The organism is Gordonia sp. (in: high G+C Gram-positive bacteria) (assembly GCF_012515855.1).
Classification (GTDB): domain Bacteria; phylum Actinomycetota; class Actinomycetes; order Mycobacteriales; family Mycobacteriaceae; genus Gordonia.
Genome location: NZ_JAAYXO010000142.1, coordinates 1 through 24,654, shown reverse-complemented (window position 1 = coordinate 24,654; position 24,654 = coordinate 1). Strand labels below are relative to the sequence as shown.

Below are 24,654 nucleotides of genomic sequence, written 5' to 3'. Positions count from 1 at the left end.
ACTCCGCTGAGAACCGGCGCCGTGCAATGATCGTTGCCAACGACCGATGTCACGGTTGATTGGAAGGGTAGAGCATGCGGCTTTCCGGAATGATCACAGCGCTGCTGCCGGGCGCGTACGCGCGGCAGAACCCGCGCATCGAACTCGAGGACGCGGTCGTCATCGTGACCGGTGCGGCCCGCGGCATCGGAGCCGAGGCGGCGGCGATGTTCGCTGCGGCGGGGTCCCGGGTGTGGGTGACCGACGTCGATGCCGATGACGCCGCGCGGTTGGCCTCGACGATCGACGGTGCCCGTTCGGCTCGCCTGGACGTCACGGATCGAGGCGCCTGGGGCTCGGTGGTCGACGAGGTGCTGACGGTGGACGGTCGGATCGACATCCTGGTCAACAATGCGGGGGTGATGCCGACCGGTCCGTTCGCCGAGGAAGCGGCGGCGACAACCGATCTGATCCTCGACGTCAACGTCAAGGGCGTGCTGAACGGCATGGGTGCGGTGCTGCCGACGATGGTCGACGCCGGACGAGGCCACATCGTCAACGTCGCGTCGATGGCGGGAATGCTGCCGCTGCCCGGAATGGTCACCTACAACGCCAGCAAGTTCGCCGCGTATGGGGCGTCGCTCGCGGCCCGGCGGGAGTACGACGGCACCGGCGTCACGGTGTCCGCGGTGTTGCCGTCGGCGGTGCGAACCGAACTGTCGTCGGGGGCCGACCTGGGCGGCGTGCTGCCGACGGTCGATCCGGACGACGTGGTGCGCGCGATCGTGCGGACGGTCCGCACCCGTGCCGCGCGGGTGTCGTCGCCGGGGTGGGTCCTGCCCGGCTGGGCACTCGTGGACCAGTTCGTCCCCGAATCGGTGGAGCGCGTGGTGCGCGAACTGGTGGGCCATCGTCAGGCGATGGCGCTCGATCCCGTCGAGCGGGCGACCTATCTCGCGCGACTGGAGCGCCAGACACTGGAGCACTCCCAGACCAAGGATCAGACCCGATGACCGCGACGGCGCTGGCGATCGGCTGCGGCGGCACCATCGGCGGCGCGTGGGCCATCGCAGCACTCCACGAACTGACCAGGCAGACCGGTTGGAATCCCGCCGACGCCACCGTGCTGCAGGGGACCTCGGCCGGAGCCGAGATGGTGACGATGCTGGGCGGCGGCTTCTCGGCGTCCGATCTCGCCGACATGCAGGCTGGTCGACCGACGGACCCGATCCTGGAACGACACCTCGCCGACACCCCGCCCAGCCTGCCTCGTGTTCCGGGACCGGCGATGCCGAACCCGTCGACCCTGTGGACCCGGGGCGGCGGACACGCGAAGCTCGTCGGCATCGCGCCGCGCGGACGCGGGGACGCGTCGTGGCTGCGACGCCTTGCGGAGGCGACGGCCGGTGACGACGGTCGGGCGGCGCACCCGGGCGTCCGGATGGTGGCCTGTCGTGTCGACGACGGACGACGGGTGGCCTTCGGCGCCCCGGGAGCCCCGTGGGCGACGGCGAGCGAGGCGCTGCGCGCTTCGTGGGCCATTCCCGCCTGGATGCCGCCGGTCACCATCGACGGCCGCGACTACGTGGACGGGGGAGCGGCGTCGACCGCATCCGTCGACCTGATCGGGGCGAGCGAAGCCGATCTGATCTACGTGATCACGCCGATGGCGTCCGCGCCGACCGTTCGTGCGCCCGGCATCGGCGGACTGCTCGAGGCGGCCGCGTTGCGTCGCCCGATGTCGAAGGTGCTCGACGCCGAGATCGAGACGGTCCGACGTCGCGGTACCCGCGTGGTGCACATCGCGCCGAGCCGCGAGGACATGGCCGGCCTCGGCGCGAACTTCATGAATCGAAACCGCAGGGAGCAAGCGTTCGACGCCGCCCGCCGGACGGTCGGAGCGACCGTCGAGCGCGCGCTGGAGACCGCGCGATGACCGCGCCCCGGGAACCGCGGATCGTGGTCATCGGCGCGGGCGTCGCGGGCATCACCACCGCGTACGTGTTGCAGGATGCAGGCTTCACCGACTTCACTGTCCTGGAGAAGGGAAGTGACGTCGGCGGAGTCTGGTACTGGAACCACTATCCGGGCCTCACCTGCGACGTGCCGTCGCAGATCTATCAGTTCGGCTTCGCGCCCAAGCCCGACTGGTCGAAGATCTGGTCCACCGGCCCCGAGATCCAGCGGTACCACCGCGACGTGGCCGAAGACCTGGGCCTGATGGACCGGATCCGCCTCGACACCGAGGTGACGAGTGCGGTCTACGACGACGACGCGGGCACCTGGACGGTGACTCTCGCCGACGGCGAGCACCTCGTCGCCGACTTCGTCGTGTGCGCCACCGGCGTCCTGCAGAACCCGGCGATCCCGGACATCGCGGGTCTGGAGTCCTTCGCCGGACCGGTGGTCCACACCGCGCGCTGGGACGACGAGCTCGCGACCGCGGGCAAGCGGATCGCCGTGATCGGGACCGGGTCGACCGGGGTGCAGGTGGTCTCGGCGCTGCAGCCGCAGGCGCAGTCGCTGGTCCACTTCACCCGCACGCCGCAGTGGATCCTGTGGGCGCCGATGTGGTTGCCCCAGCTCCCGTTCGCCGGGGCTGCGCTGAAGGCATTTCCGTCCGCGCATCACGCGCTGTATCGCGGGCTGCTGTGGGGTTCGGGCATTCTCGCCGACATCGTCCGCAACGACACCTGGCGTCGCCGCGCAGTGCAGGCCTACGCGCGGTTGTCGTTGCGGAGGCAGGTCCCGGACGGCGCCCTGCGTGAGGCACTGACGCCCGACTACCAGCCGCTGTGCAAACGCCAGGTGGTGTCGGGGAGCTACTACCGGGCCATTCGGGCCGCCAACGCCGACCTGGTGACCGACGGCATCGCCGAGGTCACCGAGGACGCGATCATCACCTCCGACGGCACCCGTCACGAGGTGGACGTGATCGTGTTGGCCACCGGCTTCCGCGCGCACGACTACATGCGGCCGATGGAAGTGGTCGGTCGCGACGGGCTGACCATCGACGAAGCCTGGGAGGGCGGGCCGCGGGCCTACCGGATGACGGCGATCCCGGGCTTTCCGAACCTGTTCACGGTCCTGGGGCCGAACTCGCCCACCGGATCCATCTCCCTGCAGCACACCGCCGAGCGCACCGCTCGCTACCTGGTCTCGTGGTTCGATGCCTTCCGCCGCGGAGAGGCCGATCGGATCGAGGTCACCGAGAGCGCGACCGCCGCGTTCAACGAGCAGGTGGTCGCGGCTCTCGAGCCGACCGTCTGGAACACCGGCGGCTGCAACTCCTGGTACTTCAACGAGTCAGGTGTGGTGGACCTGTGGCCGTTCGACCGCCGTGAGCTCGACGCGATGCTCAGTCGTCCCGACCCGAGTCACTTTCACGTGCGGCGAGGCTAGCCGCCGAGTGCGAGCCGAGCAGGGCGCGCACTTCGGCGGTGCCGTCGGCCTTGCGAGCCGTGCGGTGCGCGATGCGCCACCCGTCGTCGGTACGCACCAGCTGCCAGTAGTTCACGGTGGTCCGGAGGACGCTGTAGTCCTTGGAGTTCGCGTTCCGCAACACCAGTTGCGAGTAGCTCACGACGGTCGCTTCGTCGCCCTCGACGCGAATCTGCGGGGCGCTCATCACGTGCCCGCACCCGCGTCGAATCAAACCCTGGTGCATGTCGCCGGTGACCATCGCGGCGATCTCGTCGGCCCCCGACAGGATTCCGGTGTCGACGTCGTAGACGCCGTCGTCGGTGAACAGCGCGAGGACGTCGTCCACCGAACCGGTGTCGATGGCCGGACCGTAGCGGTAGATGAGATCGGTGATGGCGAGCTGATCCTCGACATCGTGCAGCCTCTTCTCGAGGGCCGCGAGGCGTTCTTCGACGGTCATGGCGACAACTCTCCTGCGGGGGTGAAGGCCACGCCGAGGGCCTGGCCGATGGCGTGCAGCTCGGTGAGCTGCTCGACGTAGTGTGCGACGCTCGTCGCTGCGATGGACGCGGTCACGATCGTGGCTCCGGCGTCGCCGAGACGATCGATTCGTCGCCTGGTCTCGCCGGGATCGCCCAGCGGGTCCAGCGGACCGCTGGGGAGGATCACGTCGAAGTCGGCGGGCAGGTCGGTGGCCGCGAGCATGTCGCGCACCTGGTCCGGCGTCAGCGCGAACGGGCTGAAACCGTTGCCGAGTTCGACGGCACGGCGCAGCGCGCGTCGGCTGCGGCCACCCACCCAGACCGGGACCTGGGCCTGCGCGGCATGAGGCTCCACGGTGACGCCGTCGTAGGCGTAGTACGGTCCGGCGTGCGACGGCGTCCCGGTGGCGAACGCGGAACGAATCGCCGCGAGCGCATCGTCGGCGCGAGCTCCGCGCCCGGCGAACTCGGCGCCCAGGAGTTCGAACTCCTCCTCGAGGCTGCCGACACCGACGCCGAGCACCAGCCGACCGCCGGACACTTGATCCAGCGTCCCGTAGCGCTTGGCGACCTCCAACGGGTGGTGATAGCCGAGTACCAGCACACTGGTCGCGAACCGGATCTGTCGCGTCACCGCGGCCAGATAGCCGAACGTCGCGAGCGGATCCCAGTAGACGCCGCCGCGCTCGGCCGCCACCTCGTCCGGGACGGCGACGTGCTCGCTGCAGGTGACGTGGTGGAATCCGAGAGCGTCGGCGACTCGGGCCACGGTGGCGATTTCGGTGATCCCCGCGCCGTGCTCCCACTCCTGCGTGGTCGGCGGATACGCGGTGACGATCGGGAGACCGAGGCCGATTCGCATCAGAGCTTTCCGACGATCTTCTTGATGCCCTCGATCGACTTGAGGATGAGCGTGTCGCGGCCGGTGGCCGACGATCGTGCTCGCGCCACCTCGACGTTGCCCTCGGTGATCCACACCGGACCGTCGGCGAGGTGGGCGAGGCCCTCCGCGGCGACGGCTTCGGGGTCGGACGCCGAGATCCCCGGAATGTCGAAGTTGAGGCCCTTGCGTGCCATCGCGGGGGTGCGTGTGAGACCGAGGACCAGGTGCAGGACGTCCACGCCGCGCGGCTTGGACTCGGCCCACAGGCCCTCGGCGAAGATCCGGCTGAACGCCTTCGACGCCGCGTAGATGCCTTCGCGGTCGGAGCCGGAGTAGCCGGACAGGGAGCCGACGAGGATCACGCCGCCGCGACCGCGCTCCACCATCGCCTGGGCGAAGTGGTGCACCAGCGGAATCTGGCGGGTCACGTTCAGGTCGAGGACCTGCAGGTGCTTGTCGAGGTCGCCGCCGACGAACTCGCTGCCGTAGGTGTTGGCGCCGGCGTTGAGGATCAGCAGGCCCACCTCGATGTCGGCGGTGGCCGCGATGAGCTTGTCGATCGCGTCGTCGGCCAGCAGGTCGAGGGCCACCGTGCGCACTTCGGCGCCGGCCTCGCGGACGTCGACGGCCGCGGCTTCGAGGCGCTCGGCATTGCGGGCCATCAGCACGATGTTGAAGCCGTCGGCGGCGAGCTGCTTGGCGAACGCCGAACCGACTCCTTCGGAGCCGCCGACGATGAGGGCCCACGGGCCGTACTTGGTGAGATCGGTCATGTCATGCTCCTCGACGACGGGTGGTACGGCTGACGTTGCGCATCTTGGCGCCTTGCGGCATCGGGCCCTTGGGCATCGCCGGGCCGGAAGCGCCCTTGGCCTTCAGCGCGGCCAGGCGGCCTTCGAGCGCATCCATGCGCTTGCGGTCGATGTTGCTGGGCAACTTGCGGATGTGCTTCTCGAGCTTGGAGAGCGGAACCATGCCTTCGCCGTCGCCCACCAGGATCTCGTAGATCGGGGTGTCGCCGACCACGCGGGCGGCCTTCTTCTTCTCCTGCGAGAGGATCGGCTTGATGCGGCTGGGGGAGCCCTCGCCGACCAGGATCACACCCGGCTTGCCGATGACGCGGTGCACGGCATCGAGGTGGGAGGTGCCGGTGACGGCCTGCTGCACGCGCCACTGGCCGCGAATGTTGCTGAGCGCCCAGCCCGCCGCACCCGGCTGGCCTTCGGCCTTCTTGTAGACACTGCGCTGGACTCGGCGTCCGAACAGGACGAACGAGAGCAGCACACCGAGGATCAGGCCCAACGGAATCATCAGCCACAAGCTGCCGAAGACGAACTCGCCGAGAAGGGCGAAGATCAGCGTCGCGACGACGATGGTTCCGACCATCAGCGGGATGAGGGCCTTGTCCTCCTTCCGCTGCATCTGGAACGCCTGCCAGATCTGCTGTCTGCGTTCCTTGCTGGCCGCCTTGCGAGCGACCTTTGCGGCCCGCTTCGCCTCTTTACTCGCGTTGTCTTGCGCCTTCGCCATACCCGCCACTCTACGGGGCGCGAATTGGGCTTCGTCGCGGTGTCACCCGGTCTGTGGGACGCGGCATTCAGTCCGGGCGATCGAGTCGGACGGTCACCGCATACGTGCGAGGACCGACGACGCCTCCTGGCTGGCGGAGCCGGCCTGAGCGAGGTGCGCGAGTTCCGGCGCCAGTTCGCGCCCGTGGCGAGCCATCGCCTGGGCGTAGAGGCGACCGGCGCGGTACGACGAGCGGACCAGCGGTCCGGCCATCACCCCGGCGAAGCCGAGTTCTTCGGCGTACTTCGAGTGCTCGACGAACTCCTCGGGCTTCACCCAGCGCTCCACCGGATGGTGACGCACCGACGGGCGCAGGTACTGGGTGATCGTGATGATGTCGCAGCCGGCGTCGTGCAGGTCCCGCAGCGCGGACTGAATCTCCTCGGGGGTCTCGCCCATGCCGAGGATGAGGTTCGACTTGGTGACGAGACCGAAGTCGCGCGCCCGGGTGATGACCTCCAGCGACCGCTCGTAGCGGAACGCCGGGCGGATGCTCTTGAAGATGCGCGGCACCGTCTCGAGGTTGTGCGCGAGCACCTCGGGCCGTGATTCAAAGACCTCGTCGAGCAGGTGGGGCCGCGCGTGGAAGTCGGGGATCAGGTTCTCCACGCCGGTGCCCGGGTTGAGCTCGTGGATCTTGCGCACCGTCTCGGCGTACAGCCACGCGCCCTCGTCGGGGAGATCGTCGCGGGCCACACCGGTGATCGTCGAGTAGCGCAGACCCATCGCCTGAACGGACTCGGCCACGCGGCGGGGCTCGTCGCGGTCGAGCGGTGCGGGCTTGCCGGTGTCGATCTGGCAGAAGTCACAGCGCCGGGTGCACTGCTCGCCGCCGATCAGGAAGGTGGCCTCGCGGTCCTCCCAGCACTCGTAGATGTTGGGGCAGCCGGCCTCTTCGCACACCGTGTGCAGACCTTCGCTGCGGACCAGGCCCTTGAGCTCGGTGTACTCCGGGCCCATGGTGGCGCGCGTCTTGATCCACTTGGGCTTGCGCTCGATCGGGGTCTGCGCGTTACGCACTTCGAGCCGCAGCAGTTTGCGGCCGTCGGGGGCGTCGGCGGGACGCGGCGACGAGGGGCTGGCTGGGGTGGTGGTCACGGCACAGATCCTACGCTGGGGTCGAGGGCGGGGCCGGAGGCGTCGTCGAGGCACCGCTGCACGAGCTCGGCGACGTCGTCGAGGATGGAGTCGACGGTGATGGCCGAGCCGGTCTCCTTGGCGAGTGAAGTGACGCCCGCATCGGCGATCCCGCAGGGGACGATCGCGTCGAACACCGTCATGTCGGGGTCCACGTTCAGAGCGAATCCGTGCAGGGTGACGCCCTTCGCCACGCGGATGCCCACCTGGCCGAGTTTCCGCTCGCCTGCGGCGTCGCTGATCCAGACCCCGGAGCGCCCCGCGACCCGACCGGTGGTGACACCGTTGCGGGCGCAGACGCCGATCAGCGCCTCTTCCAGGCGGCGTACGTAGTCGACGACGTCGAGCGGTTCGGCGAGCTTGATGATCGGGTAGCCGACCAACTGTCCCGGGCCGTGCCAGGTGATGCGACCACCGCGGTCGACCTCGATGACCCGCGCGCCGTTGACCGGACGGTCGGAGTCCTCGGTCCGCTTGCCCGCGGTGTAGACCGACGGGTGCTCAAGCAGCAGCATCACGTCGTGATCCAGTTCGCCCGACGCCCGCTGGTCGGCGAGCCGGTGCTGAAGCTGGTAGGCCTCGTCGTAGTCGACGGTGCCGAGCAGGCGGACTTCGACGGAGGTTCCGTCGGCCCGCGACGATGCGTTACGCACAGCTGTACTCCAGTGCAGTAGTCAGATTCGGGTGAGTGTGGGCGAAGCCGGACTCGACGAGCTTGGTCGGGATCACCCGTGAGGACGCCAGGATCATCTCCTCGACCATCTCGCCGCCTGCCCGCCGGGCCACGAAGGCGGGCACCCGCATCAGGGCGGGCCGGTGCACGGCGCGGGCGAGGTGATCGGAGAAGTCGGCGAACCGTGCAGGCTCGGGGGAGGTGAGGTTCACCGGCCCGATGATCGTGTCGTCGTGCAGGACGTGCGTGATGGCGGCGATCTCATCGGGCAGGGTGATCCACGAGAACCACTGCCTACCGTCTCCGATCCGTGCTCCGAGTCCGAGGCGGTAGAGCGGGCGGAGCTTGGCGAGCAGACCGCCGCGACGCGACAGGACCGGTCCCGTGCGGAGCAGCACGACGCGCGCCGAGTCGGCGGCAGGCCTTGTCGCGGCCTCCCAGTCGGTCGTCAGGTCGGCGAGGAAACCGGTGCCGGCCGCTGTCGACTCGTCAGCGGGCGTCTCGCCGGTGTCGCCGTAGAAGCCGGTGGCGCTGGCGTTGATGAAGATGCCGACGCCCGCTGCGGCGACCGCTTCGGCGAGCACGGTGGTGGGAATGATGCGGGAGTCGCGGAGGCGTTGCTTCACCTGACCGCTCCAGCGGTGATCACCGATGCCCTCACCGCCGAGACCGATCACCGCGTCGAAACCGTCGAGCGCCTGCGGCGCCAACCGGCCGTCCTGCGGAGACCACTCGATCTCCCGCTCGCCGACGGGGGCACGACGCACCAGAGTGTGGACGTCGTGCCCCGCCTGCGACAGTGCGGGAACCAGGGCCGAACCGATCAGCCCGTGGCTGCCCGCAACTGCAATGCGCATGTCCGGTGCTTACAGCCCCAGATCGGCTGCGAACTCCGCGCCCTCGAGACGCTGACGGACCGTCGTCATGAACCGGCCGGCGTCGGCGCCGTCGACCAGGCGGTGGTCGTAGGTCAGCGGCAGGAACGCCATCGATCGTGCAGCGATCGACTCGGTGCCGTCTTCTCCGGTGAGGACCACCGGACGCTTGACGATGGCGCCGGTACCCAACATGGCCGCCTGCGGCGGGACCAGGATCGGGGTGTCGAAGAGCGCGCCGTTGCTACCGATGTTGGTGATGGTGAACGTGCCGCCTGCGAGCTCGTCGGGCTTCAGGTTGCCCGAGCGTGCGCGATCGGCGATGTCGGCGATGGCGCGTGCCAGGCCGGCGAGGGAGAGGTCGTCGGCGTTGTGGATCACCGGCGACAAGAGCCCCTGAGGGGTGTCGACGGCGATGCCCAGATGCACGTCCGCGTGGTACGTGATCTCCTTGGCCTGCTCGTTGATCGACGCATTGATGTTCGGGTGCACCTTGAGCGCCTCGACCACGGCCTTCGCGAAGAACGGCAGGAAGGTCAGGTTGACGCCCTCCGCGGCCTTGAAGTTCGCCTTCGCCGCGGTGCGCAGCTGCGCGATGCGGGTCATGTCGACTTCGTGAACCTGGGTCAGTTGAGCACTCGTCTGCAGCGACTCACGAGTCTTGGCCGCGGTGATCTGACGGATGCGGTTGATCTTCTGCGTGGTTCCACGCAGCGCATCGAGCTCGGGGCTGGCAGCGGGTGCCGGTGCCGAGGCGGCGGCCGGTGCGGCGGCGGGAGCTGCTGCGGCGGGAGCCGGGGCAGCCTTGGCCTCGGCTGCGGCGAGCACGTCCTGCTTTCGGATGCGGCCGCCGACGCCGGTGCCCTTGACCGTCGACAGGTCGATGCCGTTCTCGGCAGCCAGCTTGCGGACCAGCGGGGTCACATACGGAGTCGACTGCAGTTCGGTGGACTCGGCAGCGGCGGGAGCAGCGGCCGCGGGAGCAGGAGCGGCCGGGGCAGCCGGAGCCGGAGCAGCGGCGACGGGAGCCGGAGTCGGCTCGGGCGCCGGTTCCGGAGTGGGCGCGGGTGCGGGTGCTGCCGGCGCGGCGGCTGCGGCGCCGGGCTCACCGATCACGGCGAGTCGTCCGCCGACCTCGACGATGTCGTCGGTGTCCGCGATGATCTCGAGCAGCACGCCTGCGGCGGGCGAGGGGATCTCGGTGTCGACCTTGTCGGTCGAGACCTCGACCAGCGGCTCGTCGATCGCGACGGTGTCGCCGACCTGCTTGAGCCAGTTGGTGACGGTGCCCTCCGTGACGGATTCGCCGAGTTCCGGCATCACGATGTCGGTGCCGCTTCCGGACGCCGCGGGAGTCGGTGCGGCGGCGGGCGGAGGATCAGCGGGAGCAGCAGCGGCGGGTGCCGGCTCGGGCTCGGGTTCGGGCTCCGGCTCCGCAGCTGCGGCGGCAGGCGCGGCAGCTTCGCCGGCGTCTCCGATCAGCGCGAGCTGGCCGCCGACCTCGACGATGTCGTCCTCAGCGGCGACGATCTTGACCAGCACGCCCGCCACGGGCGAGGGGATCTCGGTGTCGACCTTGTCGGTCGAGACCTCGAGCAGCGGCTCGTCGATCGCGACGGTATCGCCCTCCTGCTTCAGCCATTGGGTGACGGTTCCCTCGGTGACGCTCTCGCCCAGTGCGGGCATCTCGACAGAGAAGGCCATTTGCTTGTGACTCCCTAACAATTTCGTGAACTGTGCTGTTCGGTCGATCATTCAGTCCGGGTGATGGTGTGGTGCACCAACTGATCGTGTGCCGGCGCCCGCGATATCGGCCGGGTGAGCCGACTTCCGTGAGTCAGCCTACTCCGAAAGATTCTTCCTGCTGTGGCAGTCCGGCGAACCTCGAAGTGAGGCAGATATCACTGCTGCGACGGATCTCCGGCGATGTCCTCGATGACGGCGACGATGGTCCGGACGGGTACGCCGGTGCCGCCCTTCGCGGTGTAACCCCACGGTCCGCCGCTGTTGAACGCCGGGCCTGCGACGTCGATGTGAGCCCAGTCGAGGCCCTCGGTGACGAACTCGCGGAGGAAGATGGCTGCCGAGAGCATGCCGCCCCAGCGATGGTTGGTGACATTCGCCAGGTCGGCGACGCGCGAGTCGAGGTCGCCGCGCAGCTCGGTCGGCATCGGCATCGGCCAGCCGTTGTCACCGACCGCCTGCGAGGTCGCTGCCACGCAGTCGCGGAAGTCGTCGGTGCCGAGGACGCCCGGGGTCCGGGTGCCGAGTGCCACCATCTGCGCGCCGGTGAGCGTCGCGGTGTCGATGAGGAAGTCCGGCTTGTCCTCGCACGCGCGGACGATCGCGTCGGCCAGGATGAGGCGACCTTCGGCGTCGGTGTTGAGCACCTCGACGGTGGTCCCGCCGTACTGGGTGAGGACGTCGCCCGGGCGCTGCGCGGTGGACGACGGCATGTTCTCCGCCATCGGGACGGTGGCGATCACCGTCACCGGAACGTCGAGGCGAGCGGCGGCGATGGTCGACGCGATGACCGCGGCGGCGCCGCCCATGTCCGAGGTCATCTGGTCCATGCCCGCGGCGGGCTTGATCGAGATGCCGCCGGTGTCGAACGTGACGCCCTTGCCGACGAGGGCCACGGTGCGCTCGGCGCCCTTCGCCTCGTGGGTGAGGCGGACCAGGCGCGGCTTGCGCGAACTGCCCTGACCGACGCCGATGATGCCGCCGTAGCCGCCCTTGGCGAGTTCCACCTCGTCGAGGATCTCCACCCGCAGGCCCGCCTTACTCGCGAGGACGCGTGCGCGCTCGGCGAACTCGGCGGGGAACAGGATGTTGGGCGGGGTGTTGACGAAGTCGCGGGCGATGGCCACCGAGTCGGCGACGATCAGCGCGTGGTCGAGTTCGGCCTTGTCCTGCTTGGTCTTGGCGTCGACCGCCAACAGCACCGTCGCCGGCGGACGCTTGGCCGACCGCGACTTGTCGCTGCGCGTCTCGTCGAATCGGTACGCGCCCAGGTACGACCCCTCGGCGGCGGGCCCGACGCCCGCGGCGGACAGCGTGCTGACTACGCGAGCCGAGCCGTCGACGGCGCGGATCGCGGTGCCCGCGGCCTGCCGGACGGCCTCGGCGTCGTCGAGGTTCGCGGCCGCGCCGAGTCCGACGGAGACCACGAGACCGACCGGGAGGGCGGCAGGGGCGGGGACCTTGGTGATCTCGCCGGTGGCGCCGGTGGCGCCGAGTGCCTTCAAGCTCTCGCTGAGCTGTTCGGCGGTCGCGTCGTCGAGCAGATCGTCGACGAGGAGCAGCGACGGATCGTCGTCCCCTTCGGCTGCGGAGATCAGCCCGACGATCAAGGCGTCGTCGTCGCTCGAGAGTCCGGTGGTCAGGTCGATGCGGGGACCGCGGACGCGGTCGGAGAAGTCGTTGGCGCTCACGCCGTTCAACTCTGCCACAGGTGCGGGCGGGACGGTCCGGGAACTCCCGGTGGGCGGGGGCGATACCGTTAGCGGCATGACTGAACTCCTCGCCGGCCCGATCGCCGATCGTCACACCGCCCTGGGCGCCTCCTTCGCCGAGTTCGGCGGATGGAACATGCCGGTCTCGTACGCGGGCACCGTCGCCGAGCACACCGCGGTCCGCGAGGCCGTCGGCATCTTCGACGTCAGCCACCTCGGCAAGGCGCTCGTCGCAGGTCCCGGCGCGGCGGCGTTCATCAACCGGACGCTCACCAACGACCTGGGCAAGATCGAAGTCGGCAAGGCGCAGTACACCATGTGCTGCACACCGGACGGAGGGGTGATCGACGACCTGATCACCTACCTGGTCAGCGACGACGAGGTCTTCCTCATTCCCAACGCCGCCAACACCCCGGCCGTCATCGCTGCATTGGAGGCAGTCGCGCCGGAGGGCGTGACGATCACCGACCAGCATCGCGACTACGCGGTCTTCGCCGTTCAGGGGCCGAAGTCGACCGAGGTGCTCGACGCCCTGGGGCTGCCCACCGAGATGCCCTACATGGCGTTCGCCGACGGGACGATCACCGTGGACGGCCGCGAGATCGCGATGCGCGTGTGCCGCACCGGGTACACCGGTGAGCACGGGTACGAGGTGCTCCCCGCGTGGGACGACGCGGGCGTCGTCTTCGACGCACTGCTGGCGCAGGTGACCGAGCGTGGCGGACAGGCGGCCGGGCTGGGGGCGCGCGACACCCTTCGCACCGAGATGGGCTACGCGCTCCACGGTCATGAGTTGAGCGTCGACATCACGCCGGTGCAGGCGCGGTCGGCCTGGGCCGTCGGCTGGGACAAGCCGGAGTTCTTCGGCCGCGACGCGCTGATCGCGGAGCGCGCTGCGGGACCGGCGCGTCGCCTGTACGGTCTGCTCGCCACCGGCCGCGGGGTCCCGCGTGCGGATTGCACGGTGCACCTGGAAGCCGGCGGTCCGGCGATCGGCGTCTGCACGTCGGGCACCTTCTCGCCGACCCTGAAGCAGGGCATCGCGCTGGCCTTCATCGACGTCGCGTCGGGCGTCAAGAAGGGCGACGAGGTCGTGGTCGACGTCCGTGGTCGCGCGCTGAACTGCACGGTCGTCCTCCCACCGTTCGTGCAGACGCACGTCTGATCCCGGCGATGCCGCCGGTGCGCGAAAATCTGTTTGCGCCTCGGCGGTAACATGCTCGTATGACCTTGCAGTTCACCCGTACCGAGCATCCGCATCCGGTGTCGGAGAACCGTCGCGCCGAGATTCTCGCCGCGCCGGGCTTCGGCAACTACTTCACCGACAACATGATCGCGGTGGACTACGACCGAGAGCGCGGATGGCACGGCGCTCGGGTGACTCCCTACGGACCGATCGCGCTCGACCCGGCGGCGATGGTTCTGCACTATGCACAGGAGATCTTCGAGGGGCTCAAGGCCTACCGTCAGCCCGACGGCTCGATCGCGGCATTCCGACCGGAGGCCAATGCGGCGCGGTTCAACGCCTCGGCTCGTCGACTGGCGATGCCCGAGCTCGACGAGGCCGACTTCCTCGGCTCGCTGCGGGCCCTGCTCGCCGCCGACCACGCGTGGGTTCCCGCCGCGGGCGGTGAGGAGTCGCTGTACCTGCGTCCATTCATGTTCGCGTCGGAGGCCAGTCTCGGCGTCCGTCCCTCGGACAAGTACGTCTATTCGCTGATCGCCTCGCCCGCGGGCGCCTACTTCAAGGGCGGCCTCAAGCCGGTCAGCGTCTACCTGTGCACCGAGTACGTGCGTGCCGTCCCCGGTGGAACGGGCGACGCCAAGTTCGGCGGCAATTACGCGGCGTCGCTCCTCGCGCAGGCGCAGGCCGCCGAGAAGGGTGCCGACCAGGTGGTCTGGCTCGACGCCCTGGAACGCCGCTACATCGAGGAGATGGGCGGCATGAACCTCTTCTTCGTCTACGGCTCGGGCTCTGATGCGCAATTGGTGACGCCGGAGCTGACCGGGTCGCTGCTGCCCGGCATCACGCGGAGTTCGCTGCTGACCCTGGCCGCGGATTCGGGCTACAAGGTCGACGAGCGTCGGATCTCGGTCGACGAACTGCGCGAGGCGGTCGCCAACGGCGACATCACCGAGGTCTTCGCCTGCGGCACTGCCGCCGTCATCACACCGGTCGGTCGCGTGCAGAGCGACACCCACGACTATCTGATCGGCGACGGCACTACCGGCGAGGTGACGCAGGCGCTGCGCAATACGCTCACCGGCCTGCAGCGCGGCACGGTCGACGACGTCCACGGCTGGATGACGACGCTGTACCCGGCCCCGTGAAAGCAGCGGTCGTCGGGGGCTAGAGCAGCAACCCGACGGCCGTCAGCGTGGCCGACAGCTCGATGGTTGCGCCGATCACGTCGCCGGTGATGCCGCCGGTACGGCGTGCGCAGTGGCGAGTGAACACCCACGCGAACGCCAGGACCAGCGTGACGGTCACCGCCGCCTGAACCGAGACGGCGCAGGCGGCGCCAACCGCGACCACGGCCCAGAACGCGGCGGACACCCCCTGCGAGTCGGCGACCAGTGCGCCGAAGCCGTCGGCGTTGGCCGCGGCGAGCCCGCGACGACAGACCAGCGGCACCGTCGCGCGACTGACGAACACGACGAGGGCGATCTGGCCCCAGCCGGCCCAACCTGCGGCGGCGGTCGCGAAGGCGCCGAAGGCGACGGACTGGATGAGGACCACCAGTGCGAGCGCTGCTGCGCCGAACGGGCCGACGTCACCGGTACGCATGATCTGGCGGACGCGGTCGGGGTCGCCGTAGCTGCCGAGGCCGTCGACCGTGTCGGCCAGTCCGTCCAGGTGCATGCCGCGGGTCGCCAGCGCGAGAAAGGCGACGACCGCCGCCCCGATCAGCACCGCGGGCAGGTCGGTGCGGGTGAGGGCGAAGGCGATCCCGCAGCCCAGCGCCCCGAGGACCAGGCCGACCAGCGGCACCGCGGTGATCACCGTGCCGCCTCGCCGACGATCGAACTCACCGCGGGGTTGGGGGAGCGGTGCCACGGTCAACCACGTGAATGCGTCGTGGACGCCTCGCAGACCGCGCGTGAGCATGCGGGCTACTGACCGCTGTCGCTGACGCCCGCTTCGTCGAAGGTCGCCATGTCGGCGAGGAGATCGATCGACGACGCGACGAGCGGTAGCGCCGCGACGGCGCCGGTGCCCTCGCCCAGTCGCATCGACATGTCGATCAACGGCGACAGTCCCAGATCGTCGAGCGCGAAGCGATGCGCGGGTTCGGTGGAGATGTGGCCCGCCTGCCACCACGATGCGGCGCCCGGAGCCATCCGGTGGGCCACCAGCGCAGCGGAGGTGGTGATGACACCGTCCAGCAGGGCGGGCGTCTTCCGGACCGCCGCCTGGGCTAGGAACCCGGCCATGGCGGCGATGTCGGCTCCGGCGACAGCGGCCAACAGGGCCAGTGGCTCATTGCGGTACCGGCGCGCGTGGCGCATGCCGTCGCGGATGGCGGCGGTCTTGCGAATCCACGTGGCGTCGTCGATACCGGTGCCGCGACCGACCACGACCACCGGTTCGCGATCGGTCAGGGTGCCGACCAGAACCGCGGCCGGCGTGGTGTTGCCGATCCCCATGTCGCCCGCGATCAGCAGATCGGCGCCGGAGTCGACGAGCTGATCGGCCATCGCCCGACCGGCCGCCACGGCGCGACGGGCCTCGGCGATGGTCAGCGACTCGCCCTTGCGGAGGTCGCCGCTGCCCGCACGCACCTTGTAGCGGGAGACGTGCGGATCAGTCTCGGCGGCCACGGCCATGTCGAGCACGTGCACCGCCACGCCTGCGCGGCGTGCGAGGACGTTGATCGCGGCGCCGCCGGACGAGATGGCGGCCACCATCTGCGCGGTGACCTCCGGCGGATAGGCCGAGACCCCGTCCGTGGCGACCGCGTGATCGCCCGCGAAGACGACCACCGCGGGGGCGGTCAGTGCGCGCGGCGGGCAGATGCCTTGGCACGAACTCATCCAGATGCTGAGATCCTCGAGGCGACCGAGCGAACCCGCAGGCTTCGTCAGTCGCAGCTGGCGCGCACGGGCCTCGTCGGCGATCTCGTAGTCGGGCAGTTCGACGGCGGGGAACACCTCGGCGTCGATGGCAGTGAGGTCGACGGCGGGGAGGTCGACGGCGGGGAGGTCGACGGTGGGGAGCTCGGCCGCCGGGAGCTCCGACGTCTGCGCGACCGGGACCGCCGCCTGTACGGGGGCCGGGGTCAGGCGCTCTGCGGCCCGGGGCAGTTCGAGTGTTCGTCCGGCGACCACCAGCGTCGTCGTGTCACAGACCCGGGCGACGGCGGCATTGAGACGTCCGAGTTCGTCGGCGAAGCGTCGTCCCGACGCGGTGGCCGGGACCACCGACAGGCCCACCTCGGGACTCACGATCGCGAGTGGCCCGGTGAACGTCTCGATGGCCTCGCACAGGTCGGCGACGGTGTCGCTGATGTCGACCGAGGCGTCGTCCCACGCCCGTGCGGCGTCCAGGACCCCCGTGAGCCAGTTGCCGAGGTCGTCGATCAGTGTCGCCTCCGCGGGCTCTTCGCGGAGCAGCACGGCGAGATCGCGGGACTCGACGGTGCGGTACCGCTCACCGCGCCGAGATCGGTGCGTCTCGATGCGATCGCGCCACGAGCCGTCGCCGTCGACGGCGCCGGTGGCGATGTATCGCACGGCGGTGACGTCGTCGAGGAGGCTCTCCGCATGCGCTGACTTCCCCGAGCGGATCCCGCCGAGTACCAGTGCGCGCACAGGCTAGACCTTGTCGCCGGGCTTGGCCTGAGGGCGCGGAGCGCGCATCATCCGCAGCTGCATCGCGCGAGTGAAGCAGTACCAGCCCAGACGGAAACCGGTGTCGGTGGTCTCCGGGAAGCGTTCGCGGACGCGGCGGTTCACCATGCGGCCGAGGTAGATCGAATCGATGGCCACCAAGAGCACGAACACCAGGAGGACGAGGTTGCCGATGATCGCGAGGTTCGGCAGCATCAGCATCACCAGTAGGAAGATCGCGAACGGCAGGAAGAGTCCGGCGATGTTGCGACGGGAGTCGACGATGTCGCGGGCCATCTTGCGGACCGGGCCGCGATCGCGCGCCATGAGGTATTTCTCATCGCCGTCCATCATCTTCTCGCGCTGGTCGAGGCGGACCCGCCGACGCTCGGCTGAGATCTCCTTGCGCTCGGTCTTGGTCATCGACGACTTCAGCGCCTTCTTGCGGGCGCGAGCTTCGGCGCGAGTAGCCGGCGGTGCGGTCATCGGTGCCCGGCGGCGCTCGGCATCGCGGCGCTTGGGAGTGGGACGGCCCTTGCCCGGGGTGGTTGCCCCGGTGGATCGAGGACTATCGTCCGCTTCGACGGGAGCGGTCTCCTCCGGCGCGGTGTCAGCGTTCTTGTCGGCGTCGGAATTCCAAGGCAACTTCACCCTTCAAGACTATTCGATCGGCCGCTCGGACTCGGCATCGGGCGATGACGGGCCCGATAGGCTCGGGCGGTGATGAGATCCCCGACGCCGAGACCCTTGCGGGTGGTGGTGGCACCGGACGAGTTCGGCGGCACGCTCGCCGCGGATGCGGCGGCTGCGGCGATCGAAGCCGGATGGCGGCGAGTGCGGCCCGACGATGTCATCGACCGCCTTCCCCAGTCCGACGGCGGGCCGGGCTTCCTCGCGGTGCTGTCCGCGGCAGGGGTGGGTGACGGTGTGGTCGCAGTTCCCGTCACCGGTCCGCTCGGCCGTCCGACCGACGCGCACCTGTTGGTCGACGACGAGACGGTCTACCTCGAGTCGGCGCAGGCGTGCGGGCTGCCGCTGTTGGGTTCGCGCGGACCGACCGTGGCGTCAGCGTGGTCCGCGGACACCCGCGGCGTCGGCATGCTGCTCCGCGCAGCGGTGGAGACGGGTGCGAAACGGATCGTCGTCGGGCTGGGCGGGAGCGCCACCACTGACGGCGGCCGCGGGGCGTGCGAAGCGCTCGGAGGTGTTGCCGCGGCGCGTGACCTCCTGAAGCAGGTGTCGCTGATCGCTGCGACCGATGTCACGAATCCGCTGCTGGGAGCGCGCGGCGCGGCGACGGTCTTCGGTCCGCAGAAGGGCGCCGACCCGGAGACGGTCGCGAAATTGGAGCAGCGCCTCGCCGAGTGGGCGGAGGTGCTGGAGGGCGACGGCGGCGCGGTTCGCGCGCAAGCGGGCGCGGGTGCGGCGGGCGGCCTCGGTGCCTTCCTGCTGGCGATGGGAGCGCGGCGTCGTTCCGGTGCCGCCGTGGTGGCAGAGGTCACCGGGCGGGCCGAACGCATCGCCGCGGCCGATCTCGTGGTGACGGGCGAGGGGAAGTTCGACGCGCAGACGGCCGCCGGCAAGGTGGTCGCCGCGGTGGCCTCAGATGCTCGATCGGCCAGCGTTCCAGTGGTGGTCGTCGCAGGTCAGGTACTCCCGGATGCTGATGTCGACGGTGTGGTCGCGGCGTACTCGATGGTCGTCCGTGCGGGTTCGCTCGAGGCGGCGGTCGGCCGCCCGGCCGCGGTGCTGGCCGACGTCGCCGAACAGGTGGCCGACGATGTGTCCCGCGGGCTCGGGGGAGCCCTCGCAAAATCAGAGGGCGAGATGCGGGAATAGCCGCGCAGCGAGTACCGTTGAGCCAGTTGGCCGTCATCACACGGAACCCGAGTGTCCGCAGAGTAGAGCCATCGATTACGTATCCGGTCGCCGAAGAATGTCGCGGCCGGCGACATGAGGAGTGCACATGACCGTTCAGAACGAAACCGAAACCGGTGTCCTGCTGACTGATGCCGCCGCCTCCAAGGCAAAGGCTCTGCTGGACCAGGAGGGTCGCGACGACCTGGCCCTGCGCATCGCCGTGCAGCCCGGTGGTTGCGCCGGTCTGCGCTATCAGCTGTTCTTCGACGACCGCAGCCTGGACGGCGACATCGTCGACGACTTCGGCGGCGTCAAGCTGGCCATCGACCGGATGAGCGCCCCCTACGTCCAGGGTGCGACCATCGACTTCGTCGACAGCATCGAGAAGCAGGGCTTCACGATCGACAACCCGAATGCGACCGGCAGCTGCGCCTGCGGCGACTCGTTCAATTGATCTCAGCCCGCGGGCTGAATCCAGCTTCCGACGGCCGCGACCTCAACTGACCCTCGTGTCGGGGGTGGGGTCGCGGCCGTCGTCGTTTTAACGGTCGGTAGCGTTGGCCAGATGTTTATTGCCGTGTGCGGGTCGCTCGCGACCGATCATCTGATGAAGTTTCCAGGTAAGTTCTCCGAGCAACTGGTGAGCGACCAACTGGAGCACATCTCTCTCAGCTTCCTCGTCGAAGACCTCGTCGTTCACCGCGGCGGTGTCGGAGGCAACATTGCGTATGCGATCGGCGTCTTGGGCGATAAGCCGCTGCTGATCGCGGCGGCGGGCAGCGACTTCGACGAGTACGAGAACTGGTTGTCGGCCCACGGCGTGGACTGCCGCGGCGTGTCCCGGTCGAAGACCAAGCACACGGCGCGCTTCATGTGCACCACCGACGAGACGATGGCTCAGCTCGCCACCTTCTACGCGGGAGCGATGAGCGAAGCTCGCGACATCGACCTCGTCGACCTCTTCGCCACCACCGGTCGACCCGACCTGGTGCTGATCGGCGCGGACGATCCCGACGCAATGGTCGGACACACGCGAACCTGCCGTGAACAGGGCATCCCGTTCGCCGCAGACCCGTCGCAGCAGTTGGCCCGCATCGACGGCGACGCTGCGCGCGACTTGATCGACGGTGCGCAGTACCTGTTCACGAACGAGTACGAGTGGGGCCTGCTGCTGCAGAAGACCGGCCTCGACGCCGCGCAGGTCGCGACGATGGTCGGCACGCGGATCACCACGCTGGGCGCAGGCGGCGCCGATGTCATCGAAGCCGACGGCACGGTGACGCACGTCGACGTGATCCCGGTCGAGAACCAGGTGGACCCGACGGGTGTCGGCGACGGCTTCCGCGCGGGCTTCCTGACGGGCGTCGCGCGCGGGCTCGGCTACGAGCGCGCCGCGCAGCTCGGCTCGATGGTCGCCGCGCTGGTGCTGGAATCGGAGTCGACGCAGGGCTGGGAGTGGAACGCCGACGCGGTCGGCGCGCGACTGGGCGCCGCATACGGTGCGGACGCTGCCGCCGAGATCGCCTCGGTTCTCTGACCGAGACTTCGACAGAACGTGCGACGCCCCCGCTCAGTGAGCGGGGGCGTCGCAGTCAGGGTAGCTACAGGCGAACGGGGTAGTCGCGGTCCTCGATCTTCGGGACCACCGAGCCGTCGACGAAGATGCCGTACCAGAGCATGAAGCAGATCACGGTCCAGATGCGGCGGCTGTTGTCGACCTCGCCTCGCCGGTGCTCCTCGAGCATCTGCATCACGAACTGCTTGTCGAAGATGTGATCGGTGTCCGACGTCGCAATCAGCTCCCGCGCCCAGTCGTACATCTCGGTGCCTGCCAGCCAGTGCCGCAGCGGTACCGGGAAGCCCAGTTTGCGGCGATGCAGGACGTGCGGCGGCACGATCTGCTCGAGCGCCTTGCGCAGCGCGTACTTGGTGGTCCCGTGGCTGATCTTCTGGTCGGACGGCAACTGCTCGGCGACGGCGAACACTTCCTTGTCCAGGAAGGGCACACGCAGTTCCAACGAGTGCGCCATGTTGATCTTGTCGGCCTTCACCAGGATGTCGCCGCGCAACCACGTGAACAGATCCAGGTGCTGCATGCGCGTGACCGGGTCCAGCCCCTCGCTCATCCGATAGATGGGCGCGGTGACGTCCTGGTGCATCCAGTCCTCACGGAAGTTCCGGAGCACGGCGCGCAGGCGAGCGTCGTCGAAGCTGCGGGCGTTGCCGTAGTAGCGCTCTTCGAGGGTCAGCGAGCCGCGGTGCAACAGGCTCTTGCCGCGGGTGCCCTCGGGGATCCGGTCGGACACCCGGCCCGCGAGCCTGCGCAGCCCGCCGGGGAGCTTGTCGAACGACGCCAGCGACAGCGGCTCCTTGTAGATGGTGTAGCCGCCGAACAGTTCGTCGGCGCCCTCGCCCGACAGCACCACCTTGACGTGCTTGCGTGCCTCGGCGGCCACGAAGTACAGGGGCACCAGGGCCGGGTCGGCCACCGGGTCGTCGAGGTACCAGATGATCTGGGGGAGGGCCTCGATGAACTCGCGCGGCGAGACCACCTTGACGATGTGACGGGCGCCGATCGCCTCGGCCGACTCCGCGGCCACGTCGACCTCGGAGTAGCCCTCGCGTTCGAAACCGGTCGTGAAGGTGATCAGGTCGGGGTTGTGCTGGATGGCCAGGGCCGCGATGGCGGTCGAATCGATACCGCCGGAGAGGAATGACCCGACGGTCACATCCGCGCGCATGTGCTTGGCGACCGAATCGCGCAGCACGTCGGCGATCTCGTCGTACCGCTTCTGCTCGGTGCCCGGGCTGAACGGCCGGACGGGGAAGCGGGGCTTGAAGTACCGCGTCACCTCGGGTGCCGAACCCGGCCGCAGTGTCGCGTAGCAGCCGGACTCCAAGCGAGTGATGTTCTTGTGCAGGGTCTCCGGCTCCGGGACGTACTGCAGCACCGTGTAGTGCTCGATGGCTCGATCGTCGAGCTCGCGGTCCAGGCCGAGACGGTCGAGGAGCTCCAATACGCTCTTCTTCTCGCTGCCGAACGCGGTGCCGCGTTTGCTGGTGGCGAGGAACAGCGGCTTGATGCCGAACTGATCGCGGGCCAGGAAGAGTTCGCGCGTCTTGGTGTCCCAGATCGCGAAGCCGAACATGCCGCGCAGCTTCTGCACGACCTCAGGGCCCCAGTAGTGGAAGCCCGCGACGATCGATTCGCCGTCACCCTCGGTGCGGAACGGGGCGTCGTGCTCGCTCTTCAACTCGTCGCGGATCTCGATGTAGTTGTAGATCTCGCCGTTGAAGACCAGCGCGTAGCGTTCCGGGTCGTCGACCGGGCCCCAGCGCAGGGGCTGGTGCGAGTGTTCGATGTCGATGATCGACAGACGGTTGAAGCCGAAGACGAGGTCGTCGTCATTCCAGGTTCCCAGGTCGTCGGGGCCGCGGTGCCGCATGCACGTGGCCGCCGATGCGACGAGTTGGGTCGTCGTCGACGCGGAACCGTCGCTGGTCAGCATTCCGAGCAAGCCGCACACGGTGAATGGGCCTCATTTCGCAGTTCAAAGTTCTCTTCGGGGATGCTTGCGAACGCGTGCGCGCAAGCCGTTCCACTATGCCGCAGACCCGTTCGGTTCCGCGACTTCAGCACGCCGAATCGCCCGGTGGGACGCGCAACACTGGACGAGTATCCGCAGGTCGTGGAAAATGTTGCGCGAAACAGCGAACCCCAATCGCGAACAGTTCGCCGGGTTGGTCTACGCTGCGTAGTACTAGGTGCAAGAATTGCGTGGAGGAGTCTGCTCGCCTCACGTAGGCCTTAATGAAACAGCTCCCTGCCAGCAGGAAGGCGTGAAATTGACGAACGGTGTACGGCCGTCTGCGCGACGAAGGGGATCGCCGTCGCGCACGATCAAGAGACTTAGCGGGCTCGTGGTCCTCGGCGTCGTAGTGCTGATGACATCGGGCTGCAGTGCCGAAGAGGCGCTGCGATTCGGTTGGCCCGAGGGTGTCACGCCCGAGGGACAGGAAATGCGGACGTTCTGGACCTGGTCAGTGATCGCTGCCCTGGCCATGGGCGTGCTGGTGTGGGGTCTGATTTTCTGGACGATCACCTTCCACCGTCGCAAGAAGAACACTGCTCCCGAGGACGAGATTCCGCGTCAGACCGGGTACAACGTTCCGCTGGAGCTCGCGTACACCGCGATTCCGTTCGTCCTGATCGCCGTGATGTTCTACTTCACCGTCGTTGTGCAGAACAACGTCGAGAAGAAGGAAGAGAACCCGGCAGTGGCCGTCAATGTCACCGGATTCCAGTGGAACTGGAAGTTCGGGTACAAGTCGGTGACGATCAACGGCGAGCAGCTGGTCAACCCGAAGACTGATTCGAAGCTCGGCACCCCGTTCGAGAACCAGATCACCGAGTACCGCGAGGAAGAGGGCGAGAAGGTTCCGGTGCTCGGCGCTGCCGGCGGTCGTTCCAACGAGGTGCGCGACTACCTCGCCTACGACAAGATCGAGACCCTCGGCACGTCGTCGGAGATCCCGATCCTGGTTCTGCCGACCAAGACTCGCATCCAGTTCGATCTGGCCGCGGCTGACGTCATCCACTCCTTCTGGGTTCCGGAGTTCCTCTTCAAGCGCGACGTGATGCCGTTCCCGAAGGAGAACCATCAGGATCCGTCCTTCCAGATCTCCGAGATCGATCGTGAAGGCGCATTCGTCGGCCGCTGTGCAGAAATGTGCGGCACCTTCCACGCGATGATGAACTTCGAGATCCGCGCGGTGAGCCCGGAGACCTTCGCGAGCTACATCAAGTACCGCCAGACCAACCCGCAGGCGACCAACGCTCAGGCGCTGCAGGCCGTGTGCCAGGTGCCGGACTCGGTGACCACGGTTCCGTTCGACACGCGTCGTGCAACGTCGGGTGACACGCCGAAGGATCTGGGCGACAAGAAGAACACCAAGCTCGCCAACTGCACCCCGGAGGTCTAAGCAGCCATGAAGATTGAAGCACGGATCTTTGAGGCGATCGCGGTCTTCTTCCTGATCGTCGGCGTGGTCTACACCATCGCCACGTACTACTTCCGCACCGGTGTGGAGTGGGCGGGCGCCACCGCGATGTTCTTCTCGGCCGGCCTTGCGTTGATCGCCGGAACCTACTTCCGGTTCGTCGCACGCCGCGTCGAGATCCGTCCGGAAGATTTTGATGACGCGGAGATCGAGGACGGCGCCGGCGAGCTCGGCTTCTTCTCGCCGCACAGCTACTGGCCAGTCATGATCGCCGGTGCCGCTGCACTGTTCGCCATCGGATTCGCCACCGCTAACTGGTGGTTCGCCCTGGGCGTGATTCCGATCATCATCGCCACCGTCGCAGGCCTGGTGTTCGAGTACCACGTGGGACCCGAGAAGCACTGATCCCGCAGAGCCACAACGAAGCCGCACCCGGATTCCGGGTGCGGCTTCGTCATACCCATGAGCTGTCCGCTGAGTTCCGCGG

General features: G+C 68.7%; 23 protein-coding genes. 10 read left to right on the top strand and 13 right to left on the bottom strand.

The window, feature by feature from the left end; translation table 11 throughout:
- Positions 1-74 precede the first annotated feature (74 nt).
- Genes GX543_RS10620 through GX543_RS10610 form a run of 3 tightly spaced genes read left to right on the top strand, consistent with a single transcriptional unit; the run spans position 75 to position 3,381 of the window.
- On the top strand, positions 75-992 hold the full coding sequence (locus tag GX543_RS10620; protein WP_290851849.1) for an SDR family oxidoreductase: 918 nt from the start codon (positions 75-77) through the stop codon (positions 990-992).
- Positions 989-1,915 carry a patatin-like phospholipase family protein gene (locus tag GX543_RS10615; RefSeq protein WP_290851848.1) on the top strand — a complete coding sequence of 309 codons (927 nt, stop codon included), beginning with the start codon at positions 989-991 and terminating at the stop codon, positions 1,913-1,915. The genes GX543_RS10620 and GX543_RS10615 overlap by 4 nt, the downstream gene beginning before the upstream one ends.
- The gene (locus GX543_RS10610; protein WP_290851847.1) at positions 1,912-3,381 is read left to right on the top strand and encodes an NAD(P)/FAD-dependent oxidoreductase; all 1,470 of its coding nucleotides are present in this window, start codon (positions 1,912-1,914) and stop codon (positions 3,379-3,381) included. The genes GX543_RS10615 and GX543_RS10610 overlap by 4 nt, the downstream gene beginning before the upstream one ends.
- Here the strand turns inward: GX543_RS10610 and GX543_RS10605 are convergent.
- The 9 genes from GX543_RS10605 to GX543_RS10565 form a co-directional block, all read right to left on the bottom strand.
- Entirely contained in the window at positions 3,338-3,862 is a 525-nt protein-coding gene (locus GX543_RS10605; RefSeq protein ID WP_290851846.1) for a nuclear transport factor 2 family protein, read from the bottom strand. The two genes, GX543_RS10610 and GX543_RS10605, sit on opposite strands and share 44 nt — an antisense overlap.
- A complete protein-coding gene (locus GX543_RS10600; protein ID WP_290851845.1) occupies positions 3,859-4,746 on the bottom strand; it encodes an LLM class F420-dependent oxidoreductase in 888 nt (295 codons plus the stop codon). Before GX543_RS10600 ends, GX543_RS10605 begins: the two co-directional genes overlap by 4 nt.
- Positions 4,746-5,540 (bottom strand): SDR family NAD(P)-dependent oxidoreductase, encoded by a 795-nt coding sequence (locus GX543_RS10595; RefSeq protein ID WP_290851844.1) that lies wholly within the window; start codon positions 5,538-5,540, stop codon positions 4,746-4,748. Before GX543_RS10595 ends, GX543_RS10600 begins: the two co-directional genes overlap by 1 nt.
- A 1-nt stretch (position 5,541) precedes the next feature.
- Complete coding sequence (locus GX543_RS10590) at positions 5,542-6,297, bottom strand: DUF4191 domain-containing protein (RefSeq protein ID WP_290851843.1); 756 nt, start codon at positions 6,295-6,297, stop codon at positions 5,542-5,544.
- Positions 6,298-6,390: 93 nt separating this feature from the next.
- Entirely contained in the window at positions 6,391-7,434 is a 1,044-nt protein-coding gene (gene lipA / locus GX543_RS10585; RefSeq protein WP_290851842.1) for a lipoyl synthase, read from the bottom strand.
- The gene (lipB, locus tag GX543_RS10580) at positions 7,431-8,126 is read right to left on the bottom strand and encodes a lipoyl(octanoyl) transferase LipB (protein ID WP_290851841.1); all 696 of its coding nucleotides are present in this window, start codon (positions 8,124-8,126) and stop codon (positions 7,431-7,433) included. The genes lipA and lipB overlap by 4 nt, the downstream gene beginning before the upstream one ends.
- Positions 8,119-9,003 (bottom strand): TIGR01777 family oxidoreductase, encoded by an 885-nt coding sequence (locus tag GX543_RS10575; protein ID WP_290851840.1) that lies wholly within the window; start codon positions 9,001-9,003, stop codon positions 8,119-8,121. The genes lipB and GX543_RS10575 overlap by 8 nt, the downstream gene beginning before the upstream one ends.
- 9 nt (positions 9,004-9,012) lie before the next feature.
- The gene (sucB, locus tag GX543_RS10570) at positions 9,013-10,725 is read right to left on the bottom strand and encodes a 2-oxoglutarate dehydrogenase, E2 component, dihydrolipoamide succinyltransferase (protein ID WP_290851839.1); all 1,713 of its coding nucleotides are present in this window, start codon (positions 10,723-10,725) and stop codon (positions 9,013-9,015) included.
- Positions 10,726-10,922: 197 nt separating this feature from the next.
- The gene (locus GX543_RS10565; RefSeq protein WP_290851838.1) at positions 10,923-12,455 is read right to left on the bottom strand and encodes a leucyl aminopeptidase; all 1,533 of its coding nucleotides are present in this window, start codon (positions 12,453-12,455) and stop codon (positions 10,923-10,925) included.
- A gap of 76 nt (positions 12,456-12,531) precedes the next feature.
- Between GX543_RS10565 and gcvT the strand changes: the two genes are divergently transcribed.
- The gene (gene gcvT, locus GX543_RS10560; protein WP_290851837.1) at positions 12,532-13,641 is read left to right on the top strand and encodes a glycine cleavage system aminomethyltransferase GcvT; all 1,110 of its coding nucleotides are present in this window, start codon (positions 12,532-12,534) and stop codon (positions 13,639-13,641) included.
- Between the two features lie 59 nt (positions 13,642-13,700).
- Positions 13,701-14,807 (top strand): branched-chain amino acid aminotransferase, encoded by a 1,107-nt coding sequence (locus GX543_RS10555; RefSeq protein WP_290851836.1) that lies wholly within the window; start codon positions 13,701-13,703, stop codon positions 14,805-14,807.
- A 19-nt stretch (positions 14,808-14,826) separates the two neighbouring features.
- On the opposite strand, the gene GX543_RS10550 is transcribed toward GX543_RS10555, so the two are convergent.
- From GX543_RS10550 to GX543_RS10540, 3 genes are read right to left on the bottom strand one after another with little or no spacing between them, the layout of a single operon-like run.
- Positions 14,827-15,585 carry an adenosylcobinamide-GDP ribazoletransferase gene (locus tag GX543_RS10550; RefSeq protein ID WP_290851835.1) on the bottom strand — a complete coding sequence of 253 codons (759 nt, stop codon included), beginning with the start codon at positions 15,583-15,585 and terminating at the stop codon, positions 14,827-14,829.
- Between the two features lie 5 nt (positions 15,586-15,590).
- A complete protein-coding gene (gene cobT / locus GX543_RS10545; RefSeq protein WP_290851834.1) occupies positions 15,591-17,288 on the bottom strand; it encodes a nicotinate-nucleotide--dimethylbenzimidazole phosphoribosyltransferase in 1,698 nt (565 codons plus the stop codon).
- A 3-nt stretch (positions 17,289-17,291) separates the two neighbouring features.
- On the bottom strand, positions 17,292-17,957 hold the full coding sequence (locus GX543_RS10540) for a DUF3043 domain-containing protein (RefSeq protein WP_290851833.1): 666 nt from the start codon (positions 17,955-17,957) through the stop codon (positions 17,292-17,294).
- A gap of 72 nt (positions 17,958-18,029) precedes the next feature.
- Here GX543_RS10540 and GX543_RS10535 point away from each other — a divergent pair, with 72 nt between their 5' ends.
- From GX543_RS10535 to GX543_RS10525, 3 genes are all read left to right on the top strand, one after another.
- A complete protein-coding gene (locus GX543_RS10535) occupies positions 18,030-19,145 on the top strand; it encodes a glycerate kinase (protein ID WP_290851887.1) in 1,116 nt (371 codons plus the stop codon).
- Between the two features lie 127 nt (positions 19,146-19,272).
- The gene (locus GX543_RS10530; RefSeq protein ID WP_290851832.1) at positions 19,273-19,620 is read left to right on the top strand and encodes an iron-sulfur cluster assembly accessory protein; all 348 of its coding nucleotides are present in this window, start codon (positions 19,273-19,275) and stop codon (positions 19,618-19,620) included.
- Positions 19,621-19,731: 111 nt separating this feature from the next.
- Positions 19,732-20,703, top strand: a complete 972-nt coding sequence (locus tag GX543_RS10525) for a carbohydrate kinase family protein (protein WP_290851831.1) — start codon at positions 19,732-19,734, stop codon at positions 20,701-20,703.
- 64 nt (positions 20,704-20,767) lie between these two features.
- On the opposite strand, the gene asnB is transcribed toward GX543_RS10525, so the two are convergent.
- Positions 20,768-22,693, bottom strand: a complete 1,926-nt coding sequence (gene asnB, locus GX543_RS10520) for an asparagine synthase (glutamine-hydrolyzing) (RefSeq protein ID WP_290851830.1) — start codon at positions 22,691-22,693, stop codon at positions 20,768-20,770.
- 313 nt (positions 22,694-23,006) lie between these two features.
- On the opposite strand from asnB, the gene GX543_RS10515 reads away from it, so the two are divergent.
- Both GX543_RS10515 and GX543_RS10510 read left to right on the top strand, forming a co-directional pair.
- Entirely contained in the window at positions 23,007-24,149 is a 1,143-nt protein-coding gene (locus GX543_RS10515; RefSeq protein ID WP_290851829.1) for a cytochrome c oxidase subunit II, read from the top strand.
- 6 nt (positions 24,150-24,155) lie between these two features.
- On the top strand, positions 24,156-24,572 hold the full coding sequence (locus GX543_RS10510; protein WP_290851827.1) for a cytochrome c oxidase subunit 4: 417 nt from the start codon (positions 24,156-24,158) through the stop codon (positions 24,570-24,572).
- The last annotated feature ends 82 nt before the right edge of the window (positions 24,573-24,654 follow it).

What these genes read in the sequence shown, in the direction of transcription:
- GX543_RS10510 (WP_290851827.1), top strand. Translation starts at nt 24,156, where the DNA reads ATGAAGATTGAAGCACGGATCTTTGAGGCGATCGCGGTCTTCTTCCTG.
- GX543_RS10595 (WP_290851844.1), bottom strand. Translation starts at nt 5,540, where the DNA reads ATGACCGATCTCACCAAGTACGGCCCGTGGGCCCTCATCGTCGGCGGC.
- GX543_RS10615 (WP_290851848.1), top strand. Translation starts at nt 989, where the DNA reads ATGACCGCGACGGCGCTGGCGATCGGCTGCGGCGGCACCATCGGCGGC.
- GX543_RS10550 (WP_290851835.1), bottom strand. Translation starts at nt 15,585, where the DNA reads ATGCTCACGCGCGGTCTGCGAGGCGTCCACGACGCATTCACGTGGTTG.
- GX543_RS10530 (WP_290851832.1), top strand. Translation starts at nt 19,273, where the DNA reads ATGACCGTTCAGAACGAAACCGAAACCGGTGTCCTGCTGACTGATGCC.
- GX543_RS10555 (WP_290851836.1), top strand. Translation starts at nt 13,701, where the DNA reads ATGACCTTGCAGTTCACCCGTACCGAGCATCCGCATCCGGTGTCGGAG.
- GX543_RS10605 (WP_290851846.1), bottom strand. Translation starts at nt 3,862, where the DNA reads ATGACCGTCGAAGAACGCCTCGCGGCCCTCGAGAAGAGGCTGCACGAT.
- GX543_RS10535 (WP_290851887.1), top strand. Translation starts at nt 18,030, where the DNA reads ATGAGATCCCCGACGCCGAGACCCTTGCGGGTGGTGGTGGCACCGGAC.
- GX543_RS10620 (WP_290851849.1), top strand. Translation starts at nt 75, where the DNA reads ATGCGGCTTTCCGGAATGATCACAGCGCTGCTGCCGGGCGCGTACGCG.
- GX543_RS10610 (WP_290851847.1), top strand. Translation starts at nt 1,912, where the DNA reads ATGACCGCGCCCCGGGAACCGCGGATCGTGGTCATCGGCGCGGGCGTC.
- GX543_RS10525 (WP_290851831.1), top strand. Translation starts at nt 19,732, where the DNA reads ATGTTTATTGCCGTGTGCGGGTCGCTCGCGACCGATCATCTGATGAAG.
- gcvT (WP_290851837.1), top strand. Translation starts at nt 12,532, where the DNA reads ATGACTGAACTCCTCGCCGGCCCGATCGCCGATCGTCACACCGCCCTG.
- sucB (WP_290851839.1), bottom strand. Translation starts at nt 10,725, where the DNA reads ATGGCCTTCTCTGTCGAGATGCCCGCACTGGGCGAGAGCGTCACCGAG.
- GX543_RS10600 (WP_290851845.1), bottom strand. Translation starts at nt 4,746, where the DNA reads ATGCGAATCGGCCTCGGTCTCCCGATCGTCACCGCGTATCCGCCGACC.
- GX543_RS10575 (WP_290851840.1), bottom strand. Translation starts at nt 9,003, where the DNA reads ATGCGCATTGCAGTTGCGGGCAGCCACGGGCTGATCGGTTCGGCCCTG.
- GX543_RS10590 (WP_290851843.1), bottom strand. Translation starts at nt 6,297, where the DNA reads ATGGCGAAGGCGCAAGACAACGCGAGTAAAGAGGCGAAGCGGGCCGCA.